Annotated in this window: 4 protein-coding genes; all 4 read right to left on the reverse strand. The window is 75.3% G+C overall.

Features of this window, described 5'->3' with window-relative positions; all coding sequences use genetic code 11:
• Positions 1–7 precede the first annotated feature (7 nt).
• The 4 genes from ABZ079_RS12790 to ABZ079_RS12805 all read right to left on the reverse strand — a co-directional run bounded on the left by ABZ079_RS12790 (position 8) and on the right by ABZ079_RS12805 (position 22,476).
• Positions 8–1,258 carry an MFS transporter gene (locus tag ABZ079_RS12790; RefSeq protein WP_356939445.1) on the reverse strand — a complete coding sequence of 417 codons (1,251 nt, stop codon included), beginning with the start codon at positions 1,256–1,258 and terminating at the stop codon, positions 8–10.
• On the reverse strand, positions 1,255–1,887 hold the full coding sequence (locus ABZ079_RS12795) for a GNAT family N-acetyltransferase (RefSeq protein ID WP_356939446.1): 633 nt from the start codon (positions 1,885–1,887) through the stop codon (positions 1,255–1,257). The genes ABZ079_RS12790 and ABZ079_RS12795 overlap by 4 nt, the downstream gene beginning before the upstream one ends.
• 150 nt (positions 1,888–2,037) lie before the next feature.
• Entirely contained in the window at positions 2,038–2,241 is a 204-nt protein-coding gene (locus ABZ079_RS12800; RefSeq protein WP_356939447.1) for an MbtH family NRPS accessory protein, read from the reverse strand.
• A gap of 129 nt (positions 2,242–2,370) precedes the next feature.
• Positions 2,371–22,476 carry a non-ribosomal peptide synthase/polyketide synthase gene (locus ABZ079_RS12805; RefSeq protein WP_356939448.1) on the reverse strand — a complete coding sequence of 6,702 codons (20,106 nt, stop codon included), beginning with the start codon at positions 22,474–22,476 and terminating at the stop codon, positions 2,371–2,373.
• Positions 22,477–22,481: the final 5 nt, after the last annotated feature.

Here is a 22,481-nt window from a genome sequence, read left to right on the forward strand (position 1 = left end):
TGTGACGCTATGCGGCCCTGGCCCGGATGCCCCGGCTGCATCCGGCGGCGACCGCGGCGGCGACGACCAGCAGGGAGAAGCCGAGCATCGCCGTTGCACCGCCCCAGCGGCCCAGCAGCGCTCCGGCCAGGGCGGGGGCCAGGGCCGCCACCGAGCCGGCGGCCAGGAGGAGCACGCTGACCACGCGCCCCTGCAGATGGTCGGGGGTGAGGGCGGCCTGGTGGCCGAAGAGGGCGGCGTTGGCGGTGGGCCCGAGGAACACCGCCGCGGCCAGGGGCACGGCGGCGAGGATCGTGGTGGACAGCAGCGCGCTGACCGCCATCAGTGCGGCGGTGGCCCAGCAGAGCAGCGTGAGCAGGACGGGCAGGCGCAGCATGCGCTGCAGGGCCGGGGCCGCGAACGCGCCGAGGAGGCCGCCCACCGCGAAGATCGTGCCGGCGAGGCCGACCAGGAAGGGCGAGAGCCCGGCGCGTCTGAGCGACAGGGTCAGTGCGAAGAGCACGCCGGTGAAGGCCATGTTGAGTGGGGCGGCGATCAGGAGCAGGGCCCGCAGGAACGGGTGGCCCAGCACGAACCGCAGGCCCTGTACGGCGGACGCGCCCGCGGAGGGGGACGGCTCCTGCCGGGTTTGCTGGAGCGGCCGGCGTACCCGGAGCACGGCCACCAGCGAGAGCAGGAAACTCAGCGCGTTGCCGGCGAACGGCAGGGCACGGCCGACCCCGAACAGCAGGCCACCCAGCGGCGGACCGGCCAGCGAGGTGCCGTACGACCGTGCCTCGTTGCGGGCCACCGCGGTGGCGATCTGGTCGGGACGCACCAGATTGCGGATCGCGGCGTGCTCGGCGGTGCTGAAGACGGCCGTGGCGGCGGCACTGCAGGCCACCACCGCGACGATCACGGCGAGACGCGCCGCGCCCGCCAGGAGCAGGCAGGCGAGCAGCGTGTACACGGACAGCCGGAAGGCGTCGGAGACGATCATCAGCCGGCGCCGGTCGAAGCGGTCGGCGAGGACACCCGCGGGCAACCGGCAGACCAGGGTGACGGCGAGTCCGGTGGTGCCCACGAGTCCGGCCCGCGCCGGTGACCCGGTCTGCTGCAGGACCAGCAACGGCACGGCCAGGTCCGTCATGGCACCGCCGAGGTCCGACAGGCACTGGCCGGTCCACAGCAGGTTGAAGTCACGGTTGCGCCACAGGCTGGGCGGCCGGCCGGTGTCCGGCGCGCCGGCGGTGCCCTCGGTGAGCGGCGGCCGGGTCACACCGGGCCCGCCGTACGCTTCGTGTCCGCCGCCTCCACCGCGTCCGCCTCTGCGGGTCGCACAGGATCCGCCGCGGGGGTGGTGGGCCCGGCCGTACCGCTGGGCGTGGGCGTGGCTGGGCTCGCGGTCCTCGTGGGGATGACCAGCAGTCTGGTCACGGAACCGTCGTCGGCTACGACATCGCGCAGCGGGCGGAAGCCCAGGCGCCGGCACATCGTGAGGCTCGGGGTGTTCTCGGCGCCCACCATGCCGTAGGCCTCTTCGAGCCCGAGGTTGTCGGCGGCGTGGCGGAGGAGGCCGCGCACCACCTCGCCGCCCAGGCCCCGGCCCCAGTGCTCGGGGGCGAGTGCGGTGACGAGTTCGTGGCCGTCGACGTTGCCGGTCTTCTTCACTTCGGCGTGGCCGACGTAGGTGCCCTGGAGCCACAGGCCCCACACGTCGAAGCGGCGCTGCGGGTAGACGTCGGTGAGGATGGCCCGGAACAGCGCGCGGATGTCCGGCTCGGGCACGAGGTCCTGCCCCATCCAGCGGCACACCTGCTCGTTGCGCAGCAGCGCGACGAAGGCGTCCTCGTGCTCGGGTCGGTAGGGCAGGAACTCCAGGCGTTCGGTGCGCAGTACGGGGGTCATGGCGGGCTCCTCGGAAGCGGCGCGGGCGGTGGGGCCGAGGGCGGTGGGGCGCCGGTACGGCGGAACTGCGGGCGGTGACGGGGCGGAGACGCCGGGCCGGCGCACTGTGGTGCGGCCGGCCCGGCGCCGTGGTGCCGTGCCGGTCGGCGGTCAGGCTCCGGCGTTCTCCATGCGTTCGCGCAGACTGCGCGGACGCATGTCGGTCCAGACCTCGTCGACGTAGGCGGAGCACTCGGCCTCGGTGCCCTCCTTGCCGACGGACTGCCAGCCCGCGGGCACGTCGATGTCGACGGGCCACAGGGAGTACTGCTCCTCGTCGTTGCGCAGCACCTGGTAGCGGGTGTTCTCGTCCATGTCACGTTCCTTCGCGATCGCTGGGTCGGGTGGTCGGAGCGGAGCGGCCGGCGGGGGTCGGGGCGCGCGGTGACCGCGGGTCGTGCCGGGCCGGCCGCCGGGGCGGCACGGCCCGGGATCGGTACGTCGTCACCGGCCTCCCCTGGCGTGCTGGGCGATGTGCCGCAGGGCCCGGGCGAACTCCTCGGCGACACGGCGGACGGTGGCCGTGTCGTGGATGCCGGGCCGGTGGTGCCAGGTGAAGGCGAGGCGGCCGTGCTGCACCGCGCCCACCACCTCCACCAGGTGCGAGCCGGGGTCCCGGGGGTCGTGGTCCTGCCCGAAGGAGCCGTGCTCGGCGCGGACCAGGCCGCCGCCGCGGGTCTCGGGGCCGGAGTCCCACTGGCCGAGGTAGTTGAACACCACCTGACCGTGCGCGCCGGAGCCGAGGCGCTCACGGACCTCGGGCGGGCCGAAGGTGCGCAGGGCGCCGAAACCGAGCCCGTTGCCGGGCACGGCCCGCAGCTGACGGCGCACCGACTTCACCAGGGACCGCCAGTCCCGCTCGGCGCCGAGGTCGCCGGGGTCGGGCACCTGGAGGGCGACCGGGTGGACGGTGGTGAACCAGCCGACCGTGCGGGAGAGGTCGACGCCGTCGAGCAGGTCTTCGCGGCCGTGTCCTTCGAGGTCCAGGCGGACCCGGTCGTGTCCGGTCCAGCGGGCCAGGGACAGGGCGAGGGCGGCGAGCAGCACGTCGTTGACGCGGGTGCGGTAGGCCGTCGGGGCCGAGCGCAGCAGGGCCGTCGTGTCCTCCTCGCCGAGTTCCACGCCGACCACGGCGGTCCGCGCCGCCTCGGCTCCCGCCGGCGCGTCCGCCGGGGCGGGCTCGGCGCGTACGGCCTCCTCCCAGTAGGGCAGTTCGTGGTCCAGGCCGCCCTCGGCGACGTACGCCGAGAGTTTCCTCGACCAGGCGCGGAAGCTGGTGCTGCGCTCCCCCAGCGTGACCGGGCCGCCCTCGACCGCCTGCCGGTAGGCCGTCTCCAGGTCGTCGCGCAGGATGCGCCAGGAGACGGCGTCGATCACGAGGTGGTGGGCGACGAGCAGGAGGAACACCGGCCGGTCCGGGTCACCGGTGAACAGGGCTGCCCGCAGCTGCGGGCCACGCGCCAGGTCGAAGCTCGCGTGCAGGTCGTCGGCGGCCTTCTGCATGGCCGCGTCGGCCTCCTCGGCGGGCAGGCCCGTCAGGTCGTACCGGACGAGGATGTCGTCGTGCTCGCCGGTGGCGGCGGGCGGCGGGTTGAACTGGTGCCAGCCCTCCTCGTCCCGGGTGAACCGCATGCGCAGCGCGTCGTGGTGCTCCAGCAGGGCGTCGAGGCCTGTGCGCAGGGCCCGCAGGTCGGGGGCGCCGTCGAGTTCGAGCAGCGCCGACTGGTTGAAGTGGTGGTGGGCGGCGCGCGGGCTGGTCAGGAACCACTCCTGGATGGGGGTGAGCGGCACCTCGCCCGTGACCGGCCCGTCCTCGGCTCGCTGGGGCGCGGCGCGGACGACGGTGGCCAGTTCGGCCACGGTCTGGTGCGTGAACAGGTCCCGGGTGGCCAGGTGCAGGCCGTCCCGGCGCAGGCGCGAGACGACCTGCATGCTCAGGATGGAGTCGCCGCCGAGCGCGAAGAAGTTGTCGTCGGCGCCGACCTCCTCGAGGCCGAGCACGTCGGCCCAGATCCGGGCGATACGGCGTTCGGTGTCCGTGCGCGGCGCGGTGCGCGGTCCGTCGGCCGTCTGCGTGGGTCCCGGGGCGGGCAGGGCCCGCCGGTCGGTCTTGCCGTTGGGGGTGAGCGGCAGCCGCGGGAGTGGCACGAAGACCGCCGGCACCATGTGCGGGGGCAGCAGCCCCGCCAGATGCTCCCGCAGTTCACCGACGGGCACGCCGACGACGGCCGGATCCGCCGGCACGACGTAGGCGACGAGCCGGGCGGGTCCGGCGGCCGCGTCCTCCTTCGGCGCGTCCGCGCGCACGACGACGACCGCGTCCCGCACCAGGGGGCTGCGGCGCAGCGCGCTCTCGATCTCGCCGGGCTCGATGCGGAAGCCGCGCAGCTTGACCTGGTCGTCCACGCGTCCGGCGAACCGGAGTTCACCGTCGGCGGTCCAGCGGGCCAGGTCCCCGGTACGGTACATCCTCTCCCCCGGCGCGCCGAACGGGTCGGCGACGAACCGCTGGGCGGTGAGCCCGGGCCGGCCGAGGTAGCCGCGGGCGAGGCCGGGTCCCGCCACGTACAGCTCCCCGGTGACACCGGGCGGGACCGGGCGGAGGGCGGCGTCGAGGACGTGGACGCGGCTGGCGCCGGAGGGGCGGCCGATGGGCGGGGCGCCGTCACCGGATGACAGCGGGCCGGTCCAGGTGGCGACCACGGTGGCCTCGGTGGGCCCGTAGGAGTTGATCATCCGGCGGCCGGGTGCCCAGGTCTCGACCAGGTCCGCCGGGCAGGCCTCGGCGCCGACGATCAGGGTGCGCAGCCCGGGCAGGGCGCTCGCCGTTTCCGGCGGGACGGTGGCGAGGGCCGCGGGAGGGATCAGCGTGTGGCTGACGCGGCGCGCGGCGAGCACCTCGGCCAGCCGTTCCCCGACGAGCGGCCCTTCCTCCCCCGTCACCAGCGCGGCCCCGCTGAGCAGGGACACACACAGTTCCAGTACGGAGGCGTCGAAGCTGGGCGAGGCGAACTGCAGCACCCGGTCGCCGGGACCTGCGGCGTACCGCTCGGCCGCGGCCGCGGCGAAGGAGGAGAGGCCGCGGTGGGTGACCACGACGCCCTTGGGGGTGCCGGTCGAACCGGAGGTGTAGATGACGTAGGCGGGGTGGCCGGGGTCGAGCGGGGCGGTGCGGTCGGCGTCCGTGGGTGCCGTGTCCGGTCCCTCGGCGGCCCAGACCTGGGCGGGGTCGTCGAGCACCAGGTGTGCGCCCGCGTCCCGGGCCATGAACTCCCGCCGCTGAGCGGGGTAGTTCGGGTCCACGGGCAGGAAGGCGCCGCCCGCCTTGGTGACGGCGAGCTGGGCCAGTACCGTCGCCGCCGAGCGGGGCAGGGCCAGCGCCACCACCCGCTCCGGACCGACGCCGTCCCGGATGAGCCGGTGCGCCAGCCGGTTGGCCGCCCGGTCCACGTCCGCGTAGGTCAGCTCCCGGTCTCCGTCCACCAGCGCCACCGCGTCCGGGGTCCGCGTGACTTGACGCTGGAACAGCTCCGGCAGGGTCGTCTCGGGCACCGGCCGGAAGGTGCCCCGCCCCTTCTCCAGCAGGGCCTTCAGCTCGTCGTCGGAGGCCAGCGGCAGGGCGCCCAGGGGGCGTTCGGGATCCTCCGCCACGGCGGCCAGCAGGGTGCCGAGCTGGGCGGCCATCCGCTCGGCCGTGGCCGCGTCGAACAGGTCGGTGTTGTAGGTGAGCAGGGCGTGCAGCGCTCCGGAGCCGGTCTCGGCGAACTCCAGGGTGAGGTCGAACGCCGCCTGCTCCGACTCGGGTTCGACGTCGGTGACGTCCAGGCCCGGCAGATCCAGGTCGGCCGCCGGGGTGTTCTGCAGGACGACCATCACCTGGAAGAGCGGGCTGCGGCTGGTGTCGCGGACCGGCTGGACCTCGTCCACCACCCGTTCGAACGGCACGTCCTGGTGGGCGAAGGCGTCCAGGACCGTCTGTCGGACCCCCGTGAGGAACTCGGCGAAGGGCCGCTGGGTCTGCACCCGCGAGCGCAGCACCAGGGTGTTGACGAAGAACCCGACGAGTCCCTGCGTCTCGGGCCGGTCACGGCCGGAGGTGACGGTGCCGACGGCGATGTCCGTGGCGCCGGAGAGGCGGGCGAGGTAGGCCTGGGCGGCGGCGACGAGTGTGGTGAACAGGGTGGTCCCGCGGTCCCGGGCGAGCCGGGTCAGGCGCCGGGCGGTCCGGGCCGGCACCACCAGGCGGGTCGTCGCCCCGCTGCTGGTGCGGACCGGCGGCCGGGGCCGGTCGGTGGGCAGCTCCAGCGGCTCGGCGTCGGCCAGTCGCTCCTTCCAGTGGGCGAGCTGCTCGTCCGTGCCGGTACCGCCGGCCGTGCGCTGCCAGTGGGCGTAGTCGGCGTACTGCACCGGCAGCGGCGGCAACTCCCCGATCGCCACGCCGAGTTCGGCCCGGTACAGATGGGCCAGGTCGCCGAGCAGGACCGAGGTGGACCAGCCGTCGGTGACGATGTGGTGCAGGGTGAGGGTCAGGACGTGGTCGTCGCCGGCCAGCCGTACCAGGCCGGTGCGCAGCAGCGGTCCCCGGCGCAGGTCGAAGGGGCGGGTGCGGTCCTCGGCGAGCAGCCTGCGCAGGGCGGGCTCACGCTGCTCCGCGGGCAGCCCGGACAGGTCGCGCAGCGGCAACGGTACGTCCTGCGGTGGGTGGACGATCTGGACGCCGTGGCCGTCGGCGCTGTCGAAGGTGGTGCGCAGCGACTCGTGCCGGGCCACCAGGGCGCCGAGCGCCGCGCCGAGGGCGCCGGTGTCCAGGGAACCGCGCAGCCGCAGGGCGAGCGCGGTGACGTACTCGGTGCCACCGGGGGCGAACTCCTCCAGGAACCAGAGGCGTTGCTGGGCGTACGACATCGGGGCGACCGCCTCGCGGGCCACCGGGACGATCGCCGGGCGGCTCGCGGTCCGCTCCTCGGCGAGCAGGAGCGCCAGTGCGGCGGGCGTGGGATGGGTGAACACCGCACGGGGCGTGAGGTCGGTGCCGAAGGCCTCGGCGAGGCGGGAGGCTAGCCGGATGCTGAGGATGGAGTCACCGCCGAGCCCGAAGAAGTCGTCCTCCACGCCGGGCGGTTCGACCCCCAGGACCTCCCCGAAGACCTCCGCCGTACGGCGCTCGGTGTCGTTGCGCGGTTCGACCCGCTCGCGTCCCGGGAGGATCTCCGGTGCCGGGAGCGCCGCCCGGTCGACCTTGCCGTTGCCGCTCAGCGGGAGCGCGTCGAGCGGGACGAACGCGGTGGGCACGAGGTAGTCGGGCAGGGTGCGGGCCGCGAAGGCGCCCAGCTCCTCCGGGTCCTGCCCGGCGGCGCCGACCACATAGGCCACGAGCCGCCTGGCGCCCGGCCGGTCCTCGCGGGCCAGCACGGCCACGTCCACGACGTCCGGGTGGGCCGCGAGCGCGGCCTCGACCTCGCCGGGCTCGACCCTGAAGCCGCGGATCTTCACCTGGTCGTCGGCACGGCCGAGGAACTCGACGGTGCCGTCCGGTCGCCGCCGGGCCAGGTCGCCCGTGCGGTACATACGGGCACCGGGCGGGCCGGAGGGGTCGGCGAGGAAGCGGGCCGCGGTGTCGCCGGGGCGGTTAAGGTAGCCGCGCGCCACGCCCTCGCCGGCCACGTACAGTTCACCCGCGCAGCCCGGCGGGACGGGCCGCAGCCGGCTGTCGAGGACGTGGACGCGCATGTCGTCCAGGGGATGGCCGATGGGCACGGTGTCCGGCACCGCCGCCGCGCCGGTGAGGGCGCAGGAGGTCGCGAAGGTCGTCGTCTCGGTGGGCCCGTAGCCGTCCACCACGCTCAGGCCGGGGCAGGCGGTCAGCACCCGGCGCACGGCCGCGGCCGGGACCACGTCACCGCCGGTCCACACCTGGACCAGGCCGCGGAAGCAGTCCGGCGCGTCCTGTGCGAGGAGCCGGAAGAGCCCGGCGGTCACCCACAGTGCCGTCAGTCCGCCTTCCGCGGCCAGCCGCCGTACGAGGGCCGCGTCGACGGTGCCGCCGGGGGCCACGACCACGCACCCGCCGTTGAGCAGCGGCGCCCACACCTCGAAGGTGGCGGCGTCGAAGGCCACCGGCGAGTGCAGGAGCACCCGGGCGCACACGCCGCCGGCGAAACGGCTGTCGGTGGCCAGCGCCGCCACGTCCCGGTGACGCACCGCCACGGCCTTGGGCCGGCCGGTGGAACCGGAGGTGAACATCACATAGGCCAGCCGGTCGGGGTCGGCGGGCGGTACGGGCTCTTCCGCGGCGCCGGTGCGGGTGGTGGGGCCGGTGGCGGCCTCCGCACCGGGACGGGCTGTGGCGACCTCCGCGCCGGTGGGGGCGGTGGCGGTCCGGGTGCCGGTGCGGGCGGCTGCCACCTCGGCGGTGGTGAGCCGGATGGTGGCGCCCGCCTGGGCGAGCAGGGTGCGGCGGCGTTCCTCCGGGGCCCTGGTGTCGACGGGCAGGTAGGCGCCGCCCGCCATGAGGACCGCGAGCTGGGCCACGACGAGTTCCGCCGAGCGGTCCATCAGGAGCGCCACCCGGTCCTCGGCCGTCAGGCCGTCGGCCACCAACCGGGCGGCGAGCCGGCCCGCCCACTCGGAGAGTCGGCGGTATGTCAGGTCGCGGTCGCCGTCGGAGACCGCTACCGCTTCCGGGGTGCGCCGGACCTGTGCGGCGAACAGGTCCACCGGGCTGCGGGGCGCCACCTCCCGGGCGGTGGCGTTCCAGTCCGCCAGCAGCTGCCGGTCGGCCTCGGTGAGCAGGTCCAGGTCGTCGAGGTCGCCGTCGACGCCGTCGGCGAGGGAGGTGAGCAGGCCGGCCAGCCGGCCGGCGGCACGCTCGACGGTGGCGCGGTCGAACAGCGCGGGATCGTAGGCCAGGTCGAAGCCGAGCCGTTCGGCCAGGTGGGCGCGCAGGCACCACGGGAAGGTGGTGGCGTCGTCGGCGCGCACCTCCGCCACCCGGACGCCCGTGCGGGCCGTGGCCGACTCGTCCACGGGGTAGTTCTCGAACACCACCATGCTGTCGAACAGCGGCTCGCCGGCGGCGACTTCGCTCACGGCCTGGATCCGGGGCAGTGCGAGGAAGTCGAACCGGCGGGCCTCGCTCTGCCGTTCCTGCAGGTCACGCAACCAGGGCAGGACACGCCCGCCGGGGATGCGGACCCGGGTCGGCACGGTGTTGATGAACATGCCGATCATGGTCTCGACGCCGGGCAGTTCGGCCGGACGGCCGGAGACGGTCGTGCCGAACACCACGTCGTCCCGTCCGCCGGTACGGGCCAGCAGCAGCGCCCAGGCGCCCTCCACCACGGTGTTGACGGTCAGACCGGCGCGCGCGGCGGTCTCCCGCAGCCGCCGGGAGACCTCCTCGTCCAGCTCGTGGTGGACGGCCGCCCCGGACCGGGCGCGGTGCGCCTCGGCGGGTGTGCGGTCGTACGGCAGCGGGGTGCGGACGGTGAACCCGGCCAGGGCGTCGGCCCAGTGCCGCTCGGCCGCCGTCTCGTCCTGGCCGCGCAGCCAGTGCAGGAAGTCCGCGAACGGCCGCCGTACCGGGGGCGCCGCGTCCGGGCCGCCGGTCAGCGCGGCGTAGCGCTGGCACACCTCGGTGAGCAACTGCCCGGTGCTCCAGCCGTCCAGCACGATGTGGTGGGTGGACCACACCAGCAGCACCTCGTCGCCGGGCAGCGCGGCCAGGGTGAGACGGGTGAGCGGAGCGGTGCTCAGGTCCATTCCGGCGGCGCGGTCCTCGGCGAGCAGCCGTTCGGTCTGCTCCGCCCGCGCCTCCGGCGTCAGGCCGCGCCAGTCGAGGTGCGTCACGGGCAGCTCGGCGCGGTGCTTGACCACCTGCACGGGATGGGGCAGGCCCCGCCAGTGCACGCTGGTGCGCAGGACCGGGGTGCGGTCGGCGACCCGCTGCCAGGCCTCGGCGAACGCGTGGGGGTCGGCCACCCCGGACAGGCGTACCGCGGTGCGGTCGAAGTACGCCCCTTCGGTGTCGACGAGCCCGTGGAACAGCATGCCGGACTGCAACGGGGTGAGCGGCAGGACGTCCTCGGCGTGCCGGCCGTCGCCGATCAGCGCGTCGAGTTGGTCCTGGGTGAGGCCGGCGAGGGGGAAGTCGGACGGGGTACGGCCGCCCGCCTCGGGACGGGCGCAGTGCGCCACGATGTCGCGCAGGGCCGTGGCCGTCTCCTCGGCCAGCCGGCGGACGGTGGCCTCGTCGTAGACGGCGGCCGGGTAGGTCCAGCCGAGTTCGAGCCTGCCCTGCTGGACCACACCGGTGATGTCCAGCAGGTAGGGGCGGGGTTCGTCGGGATCGGTGTCGCGGCCGGCCGCGGGCAGGGGACCGTCGTACAGGCCGTCGGCGCCGGTGCCGCCCGCGTCCCACTGGCCGTGGTAGTTGAAGCCGACCCGCGGGGCCGGGGCGCCGGTGAGCGGACTGCCGGGCAGCAGGTGGCGCAGGGCGCCGTGGCTCAGGCCGTGCAGCGGTATCGCGCGCAGCTGCTCCTTGACCGAGCGCAGGGTGTCGTGCCAGCCGGCGTCCGGGCCGACGCGGAGCGCGAGCGGGAACTCGGCGGTGAACCAGCCCACCGTCCGCGACAGGTCCACGTCGTCGAAGAGGTCCTCCCGGCCGTGCCCCTCCACGCCGACCAGGACGGTGTCGCGCCCGCACCAGCGGGCCAGGGTGCGGCCGAGGGCGCTGAGGAGGACGTCGTTGACCTGGGTGCGGTAGACCTCCGGGACCTGCCGCAGCAGGGCGTCGGTGGTGTCCGTGTCCAGCGTGACGGTGACCGTGGCGGCGGTGCCGTGGGTGTTGGGGCCGGACCGGCCGGCGGGCAGGTCGGCCGGGGCCGCGCAGGTGCGTGTCCAGTACGGCAGGTCCGTGTTCAGCGCGCCGGAGCGGGTGTGCTCGTCGAGCCGGGTGGCCCAGTGCCCGTACGAGGTGCTCGCCGCAGGCAACACCACGGGCCGTCCCGCTTCGGCCGCCCGGTACGCGGTCTCCAGGTCGGCGAGCAGGATGCGCCAGGACACGCCGTCCACCGCCAAGTGGTGCACGGTGATGACGAGTTGACCCGTCCGCTGCGGGCCGGGGTCGAAGAACAGGATGCGGAGGACCCGGCCCGCGGTGGGATCGAGGGCGGCCTGCGCCTCGTCCGTGAGCCGCTGCACCTCCGCTTCCAGCCCCGTGTCCTCCAGTCCGGCGACGTCATGGCGGGTGAAGACGGCGTGCGGCGCCTCGGTGAGGACCTGCTGACGCCAGCCGCCGCCGGTGTGCCGGAACCGCGTGCGCAGCGCCGCGTGCTGGAGGACCAGGGCCTCGGCGGCCCGGCTCAGGGCCGCCGGGTCGGTGTCCGGGGCCGTGCGCAGGCGCTGGGTCATGGTGAAGCGCAGGCTTCGCGCGGTGTCGCGGCCGTCGAGGTACCAGTGCTGGATCGGGGTGAGCGGGGCCTCGGCGGGCGGGAGGCCGCCGGTGACGGCCGGACGGGCGGTGGCTTCACCGACGCGCAGGGCGAGTTCGGCGACCGTCTGGTGCCGGAACACGTCCTTGGTGGTGAGGGTGAGTCCGGCCTGCCGGGCACGGGCGACGATCTGGATGCTGAGGATGGAGTCGCCGCCGAGCGTGAAGAAGTTGTCCCGGCTGCCCACGCGTTCGGCGCCGAGCACCTCCGCCCAGATCGCGGCGAGCCGTGCCTCCGTGCCGGGCCGTGGCGCCACGTACGGGGTGGCGGAGTCGAGTTGCACAGGCGGTGCGGGCAGCGCGCGGCGGTCGGTCTTGCCGCTGGTGGTGCGGGGGATGCGGGCCAGCGGGACGAACGCGGTGGGCACCATGTGGTCGGGCAGCGTGCGCCGCAGCTGCAGCCGCAGCTCGTCGGCCGGGGGGACGCTGTCACCGGCGGCCACGACGTAGGCGACCAGCGTGCGGCGGCCCGCGTGCTCGCGGGCGGCCACCGCGGCGTCGGCGAGGCCGGGGTGGTCGAGGAGCGCGGCCTCCACCTCGCCGGGCTCGATGCGGAATCCGCGGATCTTGACCTGCTCGTCGACGCGGCCGAGGAACTCCAGCAGCCCGCCCCCGTCCCAGCGGGCCCGGTCCCCGGTGCGGTACATCCGCTCCCCCGGGGCCCCGAACGGATCGGCCACGAAGCGTGCGGCGGTCAGGCCGGGGCGGTTCAGGTAGCCGCGGGCCACCTGGGATCCGGCCAGGTACAGCTCGCCGGGGACGCCGGGCGGTACCGGCCGCAGGGCGTCGTCGAGGACGTAGGCCCGCAGGTTGCCGCCGGGACGGCCGATGACCGGGCGGTCGGGACTGTCGGCGCAGCGGCCGTAGACGGAGTCGACCGTGCACTCGGTGGGACCGTACATGTTGAGGACGGTGACGCCCAGATCGCGGTCGGCCGCGACCAGTTCCCGCCAGGTGGCGTTGGTGACCGCCTCGCCTCCGACGAGCAGCAGGCGCGGGTGGTGGCGGCCGGGGGCCAGCAGTCCGGCGGAGGTGAGTTCCCGCAGGAAGGACGGGGTGACGTTCACCAGGTCCAGCCGGCGTTCGGTGATCTGGGCGCAGAAGGCCTGCGGGTCCAGGCGTACGTCCTCGTCGACGAGGTGGACCTCGTGGCCGAGGGCGAGCAGGAGCGGCCCTTCCCAGGAGGTGTCGAAGGAGAAGGAGGCGCTGAGAGCGGCCCGCAGCCGCTGCCCGCCGGCGGTGTGCGGGGCGAGCAGGCCCGCGCGGTGGTCGTGGCAGAGGTTGACCAGCTGCCGGTGTTCGACGGCGACGCCCTTGGGGCGGCCGGTGGAGCCGGAGGTGTAGACGAGGTAGGCGGTGTGCCCGGGCAGCAGCGGCCGGGTCCGGTCGGCGTCGGCCGGGTCATGGGCGGGCAGCCGGTCCCAGGGCACCTCTCCCAGGTCGGTCAGCAGCGTGTGCGGCCGGGCGTCGTCGAGGAGGAACCGGGTGCGGTTCTCGGGCAGTTCGGGGTCGAGGCAGAGCAGGCCGGCACCCGCCTTGAGCACCGCGAACAGGGCCACCACCAGCTCGGAGGTGCGCGGCAGCCGGACCGCGACCACGCGTTCGGGGCCGGCACCGAGCGCGATGAGGTGGTGGGCGAGCCGGTTGGCCCGCTCGTTCAGCGTGGCGAAGGTCAGGGTGGTGTCGCGGGCCACCAGCGCGGTGAGGTGCGGGGTGCGGGCGGCCTTCGCCTCGAACAGGACGGGGAAGGTGGTGTCCGGTTCGGGCAGGGGGGCGCCCTGCCCGAACCCGAGCACCCGCTGCCGTTCGGCTTCGGTCATCAGCGGCAGGGTGCCCACGGCGCACTCGGGGTCCTCGGCCGCGGCCTGGAGCAGGATCCGCAGCCGGGCGGCCAGACGTTCGATGGTGTCGGTGTCGAACAGGCCGGTGTTGTACTCGACGTAGCCGGTCAGGCCGCCGTCCCGCTCGACGAAGTCGAAGGCGAGATCGAACGTGGCGTTGCGGACCGGCGGTGTCACCGGCTCGACCTCCAGGCCGGGCAGCCGGGGCGCCTCGGCCCCCAGGTTGTGCAGGGCCACCATGACCTGGAACAGCGGGGTCCGGCTGGTGTCCCGCTCGGGCTGGAGGGCGTCCACCATCCGCTCGAAGGGCACGTCCTGATGGGCGAAGGCGTCCAGGACGGTGTCGCGCACCTCGGCCAGCAGCTCACGGAACGGCACTTCCGGCCGCACCCGGGCGCGCAGCACCAGTGTGTTGACGAACATGCCGACCACGTCGTGCAGTTCGGGCCGGTCGCGGCCCGCGGTGACCGTGCCGACGGTGACGTCCTGCTGGCCTGCCCAGCGGGCGAGCAGCACCTGACAGGCCGTCACGAGAGTCATGTAGAGGGTGGCGTCGGCCTCCCGGCCGCGTTCGCGCAGCCGCTCGGTCAGGGCGGCGGGAAGGGTGAAGGTCAGCAGGGCGCCGCCGCGGGTGCGGACCGCCGGGCGCGGCCGGTCGGTGGGCAGCTCCAGCGGGGTGACTCCGTCCAGGGCCCGGCGCCAGTGGGCGAGACCGGACTCGGCGCGGTCGGCGCGGGTGCGCTGCCAGGCGGCGTAGTCGGCGTAGCGCACGGGGAGGGCGGGCAGGACGGGCCGGCGGTTCTCGCGGGCCGCCGCGTACAGCTCACTCAGGTCCCGGCCGAGTACGCCCACGGACCAGCCGTCGGTGACGATGTGGTGCACGGCCAGGACGAGGACGTGGTCGTCGGCGGCGAGCCGGGCCAGGCGGGCGCGCAGCAGGGGTCCGGTGGCCAGGTCGAAGGGGGTGCCGGCCTCGCGTTCGAGGAGGGCGTCCAGATCGGCTTCGTCCGCGAGGTGGTCCACGGGCAGGTCGGCCGCGCTCGGCGGGTGGACGACCTGCCGGGCCTGGCCGTCGTGTTCCTCGAACGTGGTGCGCAGCGCCTCGTGCCGGGCGACCAGCCCGTCCAGGGCGGCCCGCAGTGCGACTTCGTCGAGCGGGCCCCGCAGCCGCAGTACCGACAGGGTCGTGTACTCGGTGCTGTCCGGCTCGAACCGGTCGAGGAACCACAGCCGTTGCTGGGCGTACGACAGCGGCGCCGGGGCGTCCGGCCGGGTGGCCGTGATGGCGTCGGCCGGGGCGGTGCGCTCGGTGGCCGGGTCGCCCAGGGCGGCCGCGAGGTCCGACAGGGTCGGGTGGGTGAACAGCAGGCGGGGCGAGACGTCCGTGCCGAAGGCGGCGCGCAGCCGGGAGACGACGCGGACGGCGAGGATGGAGTCGCCACCGAGGGCGAAGAAGTCGTCGTCCGCGCCGACCTCGCCGGTGTCCAGGACGTCCGTCCAGGCCGCGGCGACCAGCCGCTCGGCGGGCGAACGCGGCGGGACACGGTCGCCGTCGGCGGCGTACCCGTCCGGGCCGGGCACGGGCAGTGCTCGGCGGTCGAGCTTGCCGTTGACGGTGAGCGGCAGAGCCGTCATCGGCACATAGGCGGCGGGCACCATGTGCGTGGGCAGCAACCGCCCGAGGTGGGAGCGGAGTTCGGCGGCCGAGGGGGGCGGTGTGGCACGCTCGCCGGTGCCGGTGCCGACGACGTGGGCCACCAGCCGGCGGGTCCCGGCGGCGTCCTCGTACACACCCACGGCCGCGGCGCCCACACCCGGGTGGGTGTGCAGGGCGGCCTCGATCTCGCCCGGCTCGATGCGGTAGCCGCGGATCTTCACCTGCTGGTCGGCGCGGCCCAGGTACTCCAGGGTGCCGTCGGCCCGCCGGCGGGCCCGGTCGCCGGTGCGGTACATGCGGGTGCCGGGCCGCCCGAACGGGTCGGCGACGAAGCGGGTGGCCGTCAGGCCGGGCCGGTTCAGGTAGCCGCGGGCCAGGCCCTCTCCGGCGACGTACATCTCACCGACGGCGCCGGGCGGTACGGGCAGCAACGTGTCGTCCAGGACGTGGACACGCAGGTCGGGGATGCCGGTGCCGATGGGGCTGGCGGTCCGCGTGCGGGCGGTCGTGCCGTCGAGCGGGGCGTAGGTGACGTGCACGGTGGTCTCGGTGATGCCGTACATGTTCACCAGGCGCGGCGCGGTGTCCGGGTGGCGCGCGTACCAGTCGGCGAGCCGGGACACGTCCAGCGCCTCACCGCCGAAGATCACCGTGCGCAGCGCCAGCCGGGCGCTGGGCTCGGGGAGTTCGGCGTCCGCGCGGACCAGCGGGTAGAAGGCGGACGGGGTCTGGTTGAGGACGGTGACCTGTTCGTCGGCGAGCAGGCGCAGGAAGTCCTCCGGGGAACGGGCGATGTCGTCGGGGACGACGACGAGCCGGCCGCCGTGCAGCAGCGGCCCCCACAGCTCCCACACCGAGAAGTCGAAGGCGTAGGAGTGGAACAGCGTCCACACGTCGTCCGTGCCGAAGCCGAACCACTGCCGGGTGCGGGCGAACAGGCGCACCACGTTGGCGTGCGGGATGACGACGCCCTTGGGCCGGCCGGTGGAGCCGGAGGTGTAGATGGCGTAGGCCGGGCTCTCGGGCAGCGGGCGGCGGGCCGGGTCCCGCGGGTCCGTCACCGGACGCCGGGCGAGGTCGGCACGCACCCCGTCGTCGTCCAGCAGCAGCAGGGGTATGGCGGTGCCCTCGGCCCGCGCGGCGGTCGCCGCCGTCGTCACCAGCGTCACCGGAGCCGCGTCCGCCAACAGCCCGGCGACGCGTTCGGCGGGCAGGGCCGGGTCGATGGGCAGGTAGGCGGCGCCGGTCTTGAGGACGGCGAGGACGGCCACGACCAGGTCGCAGGAGCGGGGCAGCGCGAGGGCCACGAACCGCTCGGGTCCCGCACCGAGTTCGGCGAGCCGGTGGGCGAGCCGGTTGGCCCGCGCGTTCAGTGTGGCGTAGTCGAGGCGCTCGTCGCCGCAGGTGACGGCCTCGGCGTCGGGGGTGCGGGCGGCCTGTGCCGCGAAGAGGTCGACGAGGGTCTCGGTGGGCCGGCCCTCCTCGGTGCCGTTCCAGTCGACCAGGATGCGCCGCCGCTCCTCGGCGGTGGTCCAGGCCAGGGTGCGCAGCGGGCGGTCCGGGTCGTCGGCCAGCTCGGTGAGCAGCAGGCACAGCCGGTCGGCGATGGCCCGTACGGTCGTGGCGTCGAACAGCTCGGGGTCGTAGGCGAGGTCGAAGCCGAAGCGCTCGCCCTGGTAGGCCCGCAGCACGAGGGCGTAGTTGGTGGCGTCCCGCGAGGAGACCTCGGCCAGGCGTATGCCGGAGGTGGCCGAACGGGCCTCGTCGAAGGGGTAGTTCTCGAACGCGACCATGCTGTCGAACAGCGCGCTGCCGGACGGCACGGCGCTGAGGCCGGTCAGCTCGGCGAGGGACACCGCGGCGAACCGCCGTGCCTCGGCCTGCGCCTCCTGCAACTCCCGCAGCCAGGCGGTGGCGCTACGGTCGCCCTCCACGTGCACGCGGGTGGGCAGGGTGTTGATGAACATGCCCACCATCGACTCGACGCCGGGCAGGTCGTCGGGGCGGCCGGAGACGGTGGTGCCGAACAGCACGTCCCGCTCGGCGCTGTAGCGGGACAGCAGCAGCGCCCAGGCACCCTGCACCACCGTGCCGAGCGTCAGCCCCGCCCCCCGGGCGGTGCGGGCCAGCCGCGCGGACGCCTCGTCGGACAGCCCGGCCGAGAGCACACCGGTGGACCGCGTCTCGTGTCCCGGTCGCCGGACGCGGTCGACGGGCAGCGGGGTCGGGGTGGCGAACCCGTCCAGCACACCCCGCCAGTGGGCGCGGGCGGTCTCGGCGTCCTGGTCGGCCAGCCAGCGGACGTAGTCGCCGAAGGGCCGCCGCACGGACGGCCGTGGTTCGGCACCGGAGGTGAGGGCCGCGTACTCCTCGAACACGTCGGTGAGCACCTGGGCCAGGCTCCAGCCGTCCAGGATCAGGTGATGAGAGGTCCACAGCAGGTGCAGACGTGCGTCGGGCAGCCGGACGAGGGTGAGCCGCATCAGGGGCGCCGCGGCGAGGTCCAGGCCGTGCGCGAGGTCGTCGGCGCGCAGCCGGGCCAGCCGGTCGGCCCGCTCCCCGGCGTCCAGCTCACGCCAGTCCCATTGCGTGATGGGCAGACGGACGTGGTGGTGCACGACCTGGAGCGGGACCGGTACGCCCTCCCAGACCACCGAGGTGCGCAGGGCCGGGGTGCGGTCGGTCACCCGCTGCCAGGCGACGGCCAGGGCGTCCGGGTCGCTCACGCCCTCCAGCAGCAGTGCGGCCTGGTCGACGTACACGTCGTCCGGCCCGCCGACCAGGCGGTGGAAGAGCATGCCCTCCTGGAGCGGGGTGAGCGGCAGCAGGTCGGCCACGTCCCGGCCGTCGCCGACGAGACGGTCCACCGCGGCCTGGTCCAGACCGGCGAGCGGGAAGTCGGAGGGGGTGCGCCCGCCGGCGCCGGGGCGGGCGCAGTGCTCGGCGACGGCGGTGAGCGCGCGGACCATGGCGTCCGCGAGGCCCCGCACCGTGTCCGGCCGGTGCACCTGGTCGCTGTAGTGCCAGGTGATCTCCAGCTCGCCGTCGGCCACCACGGCCGAGACGTCGAGGAGGTGGTCCAGGGGCTCGCCGGGGTCCGTGTCCCGTCCGGGGACGTCGGCGGCGGGGGCGAAGTCCCCTCCGCCGGGCGCCTCCCACTGCCCGTGGTAGGTGAAGCACACCTGGGGCAGCGGCAGGTCCCGCAGGGACCGGGCGGACGGGTCGGGTGAACCGAGGTGGGCCAGTGCCTGGTAGCTCAGGCCGCGCCGGGGCACGGCCCGCAGGCCTTCCTTGACGCTCTTGAGCGTGGCGCCCCAGTCCGGGGCCCCGGCCGGGCCGGCCGGGGTGAGGGTGACGGGGTACTGGCTGGTGAACCAGCCGACCGTCCGGGACAGATCGACGCCCTCGGCGAGGTCCTCCTCCCGACCGTGGCCCTCCAGGGCGACGGTGATCCGCTCGGCGCCCGCCCAGTCGGCGAGCACCCGGCCGAGCGCGCTCAGCAGCACGTCGTTGACCTGGGTGCGGTACACGCCCGGTACCCGGCGCAGCAGTGCCTCGGTGGTGGCGCGGTCCACGCGGGTGCGCGCGGTGCGCACGGAACCGGCGAGCGGGGTGCCGGGCAGGTCCACGGGCAGGGGGGTGCGCGGTTCGGCGGTCTCGGCCGTCCAGTACGGCAGGTCGTCGTCGAGGTCGCCGGCCCGTACCCGCTCGGCCAGGCGGCGGGACCAGTCGGTGAACGCGGTGGGTTCGATCTCCGGGTGGGGGTCCTCGCCCGCTGTCGCCTGCCGGTAGGCGAGCGCGAGGTCGGCGAGCAGCACCCGCCAGGAGACGCTGTCCACAGCGAGGTGATGGGCCGTCAGGAACAGCTGTGGCCGTTCCAGGCCCGGCAGCAGGGCCGCACGCAGCAGCGCTCCGGTAGCCGGGTCCAGGGCCGCCCGGGCGGCGTCGGCGGCCTCGGCGGGCGCGGTCGGCGCCGTATGCCTGGTGAGCAGTCCGGTGGCCGGACCCGCGCCCGGGTGCTGCTGCCAGGTGTCTCCCGTGCGGGTGAAACGGGTGCGCAGCGCCGGGTGCCGGGCGACGACGGCCTCCAGGGCCCGTTCCAGTGCCCCCTCGTCCAGGTCGTGCGGCAGGTCGAGCAGCAGCGACATGCTGAAGTGGCGCAGCGGTCCGTGAGTGGCGAAGAACCACTCCTGCACCGGGGTCAGCGGGGCGGGGCCGTCGTCGTGCGGGCGCCGGGGCGCGGGCACGGTGGCGGTCCGGCGGGCCGCCGCCGCGGCCAGGTCGGCGACCGTCTGGTGGCGGAAGACGTCCTGCGAGCCCAGGCTCAGGCCCGCGGCGCGGGCCCGGGAGACGGCCTGGATGCTCAGGATCGAGTCGCCGCCCAGCTCGAAGAAGTTGTCCGTGACGCCCACCCGGGTCACCCCGAGCACCTCGGCCCAGATGCCGGCCAGGGTCTGCTCGTCGGGGGTGCGCGGAGCCACGGACTCCCCTCCTCGCTCGGCGCCTTCGAGGTCGGGGGCGGGCAGGGCGCGGCGGTCCAGCTTGCCGCTGGTGGTCAGCGGCAGCGCGTCGAGCGCGGTGAAGGAGGACGGCACCATGTGGTCGGGCAGCACGCGGCGCAGGCCGGCCCGCAGGTCCGCCGGGGCGGGCCGGGGGGAGCCGGGCGCGGGGACCGTGTAGGCGGCCAGCCGGGTGTGGCCGTGCGGGTCCGTCACGGCGACGACCGCGGCCGCGGCGACCTCGGGCAGGTCGAGCAGGGCCGCCTCGATCTCGCCGGGTTCGATGCGGTGGCCGCGCACCTTGACCTGGTCGTCGGCGCGCCCGAGGTAGTCGAGGCGCCCGCCGGCGGTCCAGCGGGCCAGGTCGCCCGTGCGGTACATGCGGCTTCCGGGGGGCCCGAACGGGTCGGCCGGGAACCGCGCGGCGGTCAGACCCGGCCGGCCGGCATAGCCCCGGGCCAGCTGCTCGCCCGCGAGGTACAGCTCGCCGCCGACACCCGGGGGCACCGGCTGCAGCCGGTCGTCGAGGACGTAGGCCCGTACGTTCGGCAGCGGGCGGCCCACCAGCGGGCGGTCGGCGCCCTCGATCCTGCAGGCCAGCGCGTCGACCGTGCACTCCGTGGGGCCGTAGAAGTTGTAGGCGGCCACGTCGGGGTGCGCGGCGAGTTCGCGCCACAGGGCGGGCCCGACCGCCTCGCCGCCGAGCATCAGCACCCGGGGGCGGTGCCGGGGGTCGGTGAGCAGTCCGGCGGGCAGCAGCTGCCGCAGGTAGGAGGGGGTGAGGTCGAGGAAGTCGACGCGGTGCCCGACGACGTACTCGACCAGGGCGGCCGGGTCCATCCGGGTCACCTCGTCGACCAGGTGCAGCGGGTGGCCGTCGGCCATCAGCAGCACGCCTTCGAGGGAGGTGTCGAAGGAGAAGGACGCGGTGAGGGCCACCCGCAGCGGGCCGCCGCCCGCGTCGGCGACGAAACCCGCGCGGTGGGCGGCCAGCAGGTTCACCGCCGAGCGGTGCGCCACGGCGACGCCCTTGGGGCGGCCGGTGGAGCCGGAGGTGTAGATGACGTAGGCGGTGTGCTCCGGGTCGAGCGGGGCGCGGCGGTCGGCGTCGGTGGGGTCGGTGTCCGGGAGGCCGACGGGCACGGACCGCAGTGCGGGCTCGTCGAGGACCAGTGCCGGGCGGGCGTCCCGCAGCAGGTAGCGGACGCGCTCCTCGGGCAGGGCCGGGTCCAGGGGCAGATAGCCCGCGCCGGACTTCCAGACGGCGAGGATCGCCACGATCATGTCGGCGGTGCGCGGCAGCCGCAGCGCTACCAGCCGTTCGGGCCCGGTGCCGAGGGCGATGAGGTGGTGGGCGAGCCGGTTAGCGCGGGCGTTGAGCGTGGCGTAGTCCAGCCGCTCACCGCCGGCGACCAGGGCGGGGGCACCGGGAGTGAGGGCCGCGCGGCGCTCGAAGAGCTCCGGGTAGGTGGTGTCGTCGACGGGGTGGGCGGTGGCGTTCCAGTCGCGGATGACCTGCCGTACCTCCTGCCCGGACAGCAGGGGCAGGGTGCCGAGCGGCCGGTCCGGTTCGCCGGCGGCGGCCTCCAGCAGCCGCAGCAGCTGCCCGGCCATCCGCTCGGCCGTCGCCGGGTCGAACAGGTCGGTGCGGTATTCCAGCAGGCCGGTCAGGCCGTTCCCGTCGGGTACGAACTCGATGCTCAGGTCGAAGGTGGCCGCCTGGCGGGGCACGGCGACCGGGGAGGTGGCGAGCCCGCGTGGGACGGTCGCGGCGGGCGGGCCGGGGTGCAGCAGGACCATCACGTCGAACAGGGGGTTGCGGCCCGCCTCGCGGGGTGCGCCCACCGCCTCCACGATCCGCTCGAACGGCGTGTCGCCGTACGCGAAGGCGTCGTTGACGGTATCGGCCGTCTCCGCCAGCAGGTCGCGGAAGGAGCCGGACGACCGCACCGGCGTGCGCAGCGCCACCGTGTTCACGAAGAGGCCGACGGCGCGTTCGAGGTCGGTGCGGGACCGGCCGGGGGTCAGCGAACCGACGGTGATGTCGTCCTGACCGGACCAGCGGGCCAGCAGGGCCTGGGCGGCGGCGACCAGGGCGGTGTAGAGGGTGGTGTGCTGGTCTCTCGCGAGGTGGCGCAGCTGTGCCGTGAGGCGGGCCGGGATGGTGAAGGTGTGGACGGCGCCCGCGCCCGCCTCCTCGCCGCGCCGCGGCCGGTCCAGGGGCAGTGCGGGGGCGACCGCGCCCGTCAGCCTCTCTCTCCAGTGGGCGAGTTGCCGCTCCAGCCGGGCACCGGAGAGCTGTTCGCGCTGCCACACCGCGAAGTCCGGATACTGCGTCGCCACCGGGGGCAGCTCCGGTGCGGCGCCCCGGGCGAGGGCGTCGTAGGCGGTGCACAGCTCGTCCAGGACGATGCCCATCGACCAGCCGTCGGTGACGATGTGGTGGGCCGTCAGCAGCAGCACGTGCGAGGTCGCCGACTCGCGCAGCAGCAGGGCGCGGAGCAGGGGGCCCTGCCGCAGGTCGAAGGGGCGGGAGTACTCCTGGAGCAGGTCGGCGTCGGTGTCCGCGGTGTCGCGGACCGGCAGCGGCATCGGCCCGGCGGGGTGGACGGTCTGCGCCGGCCGGCCGTCGGTCTCCTCGAACGTGGTGCGCAGCGCCTCGTGGCGGGCCACGACGGTGGCCAGGGCCGCTTCCAGCGCGCCGCGGTCCGGCGTGCCGGTGAGGCGGACCGCGACGGCGCTGTTGTAGCGCGGGTCGCCGGGCCGCAGCCGGTCCAGGAACCACAGGCGCTGCTGGGCGAAGGACAGGGGCAGCGGCCGGTCGCGGCCGGCGCGCGGGATGCCGCGCGGGGCGCCGGCGGGCGCGCCGCCGGCCCGCCCGGCCAGTCGTCGGCGCAGCGCCTCCCGCAGGTCCTCGGGGAGGGCCCGGGCGCGGTCCCGCTTCGAGGACGTGGCCGGGGCGGAGGAGTTCGCGGGGTCGGGGCCGGAAAGCTGCGCGGGGTCCGAGCCGGGGAGGTCCGCCGGGTTCGAGTCGGGCAGGTTCGCGGGGTTCGAAGACGTCATAGCCG

It is taken from the genome of Streptomyces sp. NPDC006314 (assembly GCF_040613075.1).
GTDB lineage: Bacteria > Actinomycetota > Actinomycetes > Streptomycetales > Streptomycetaceae > Streptomyces.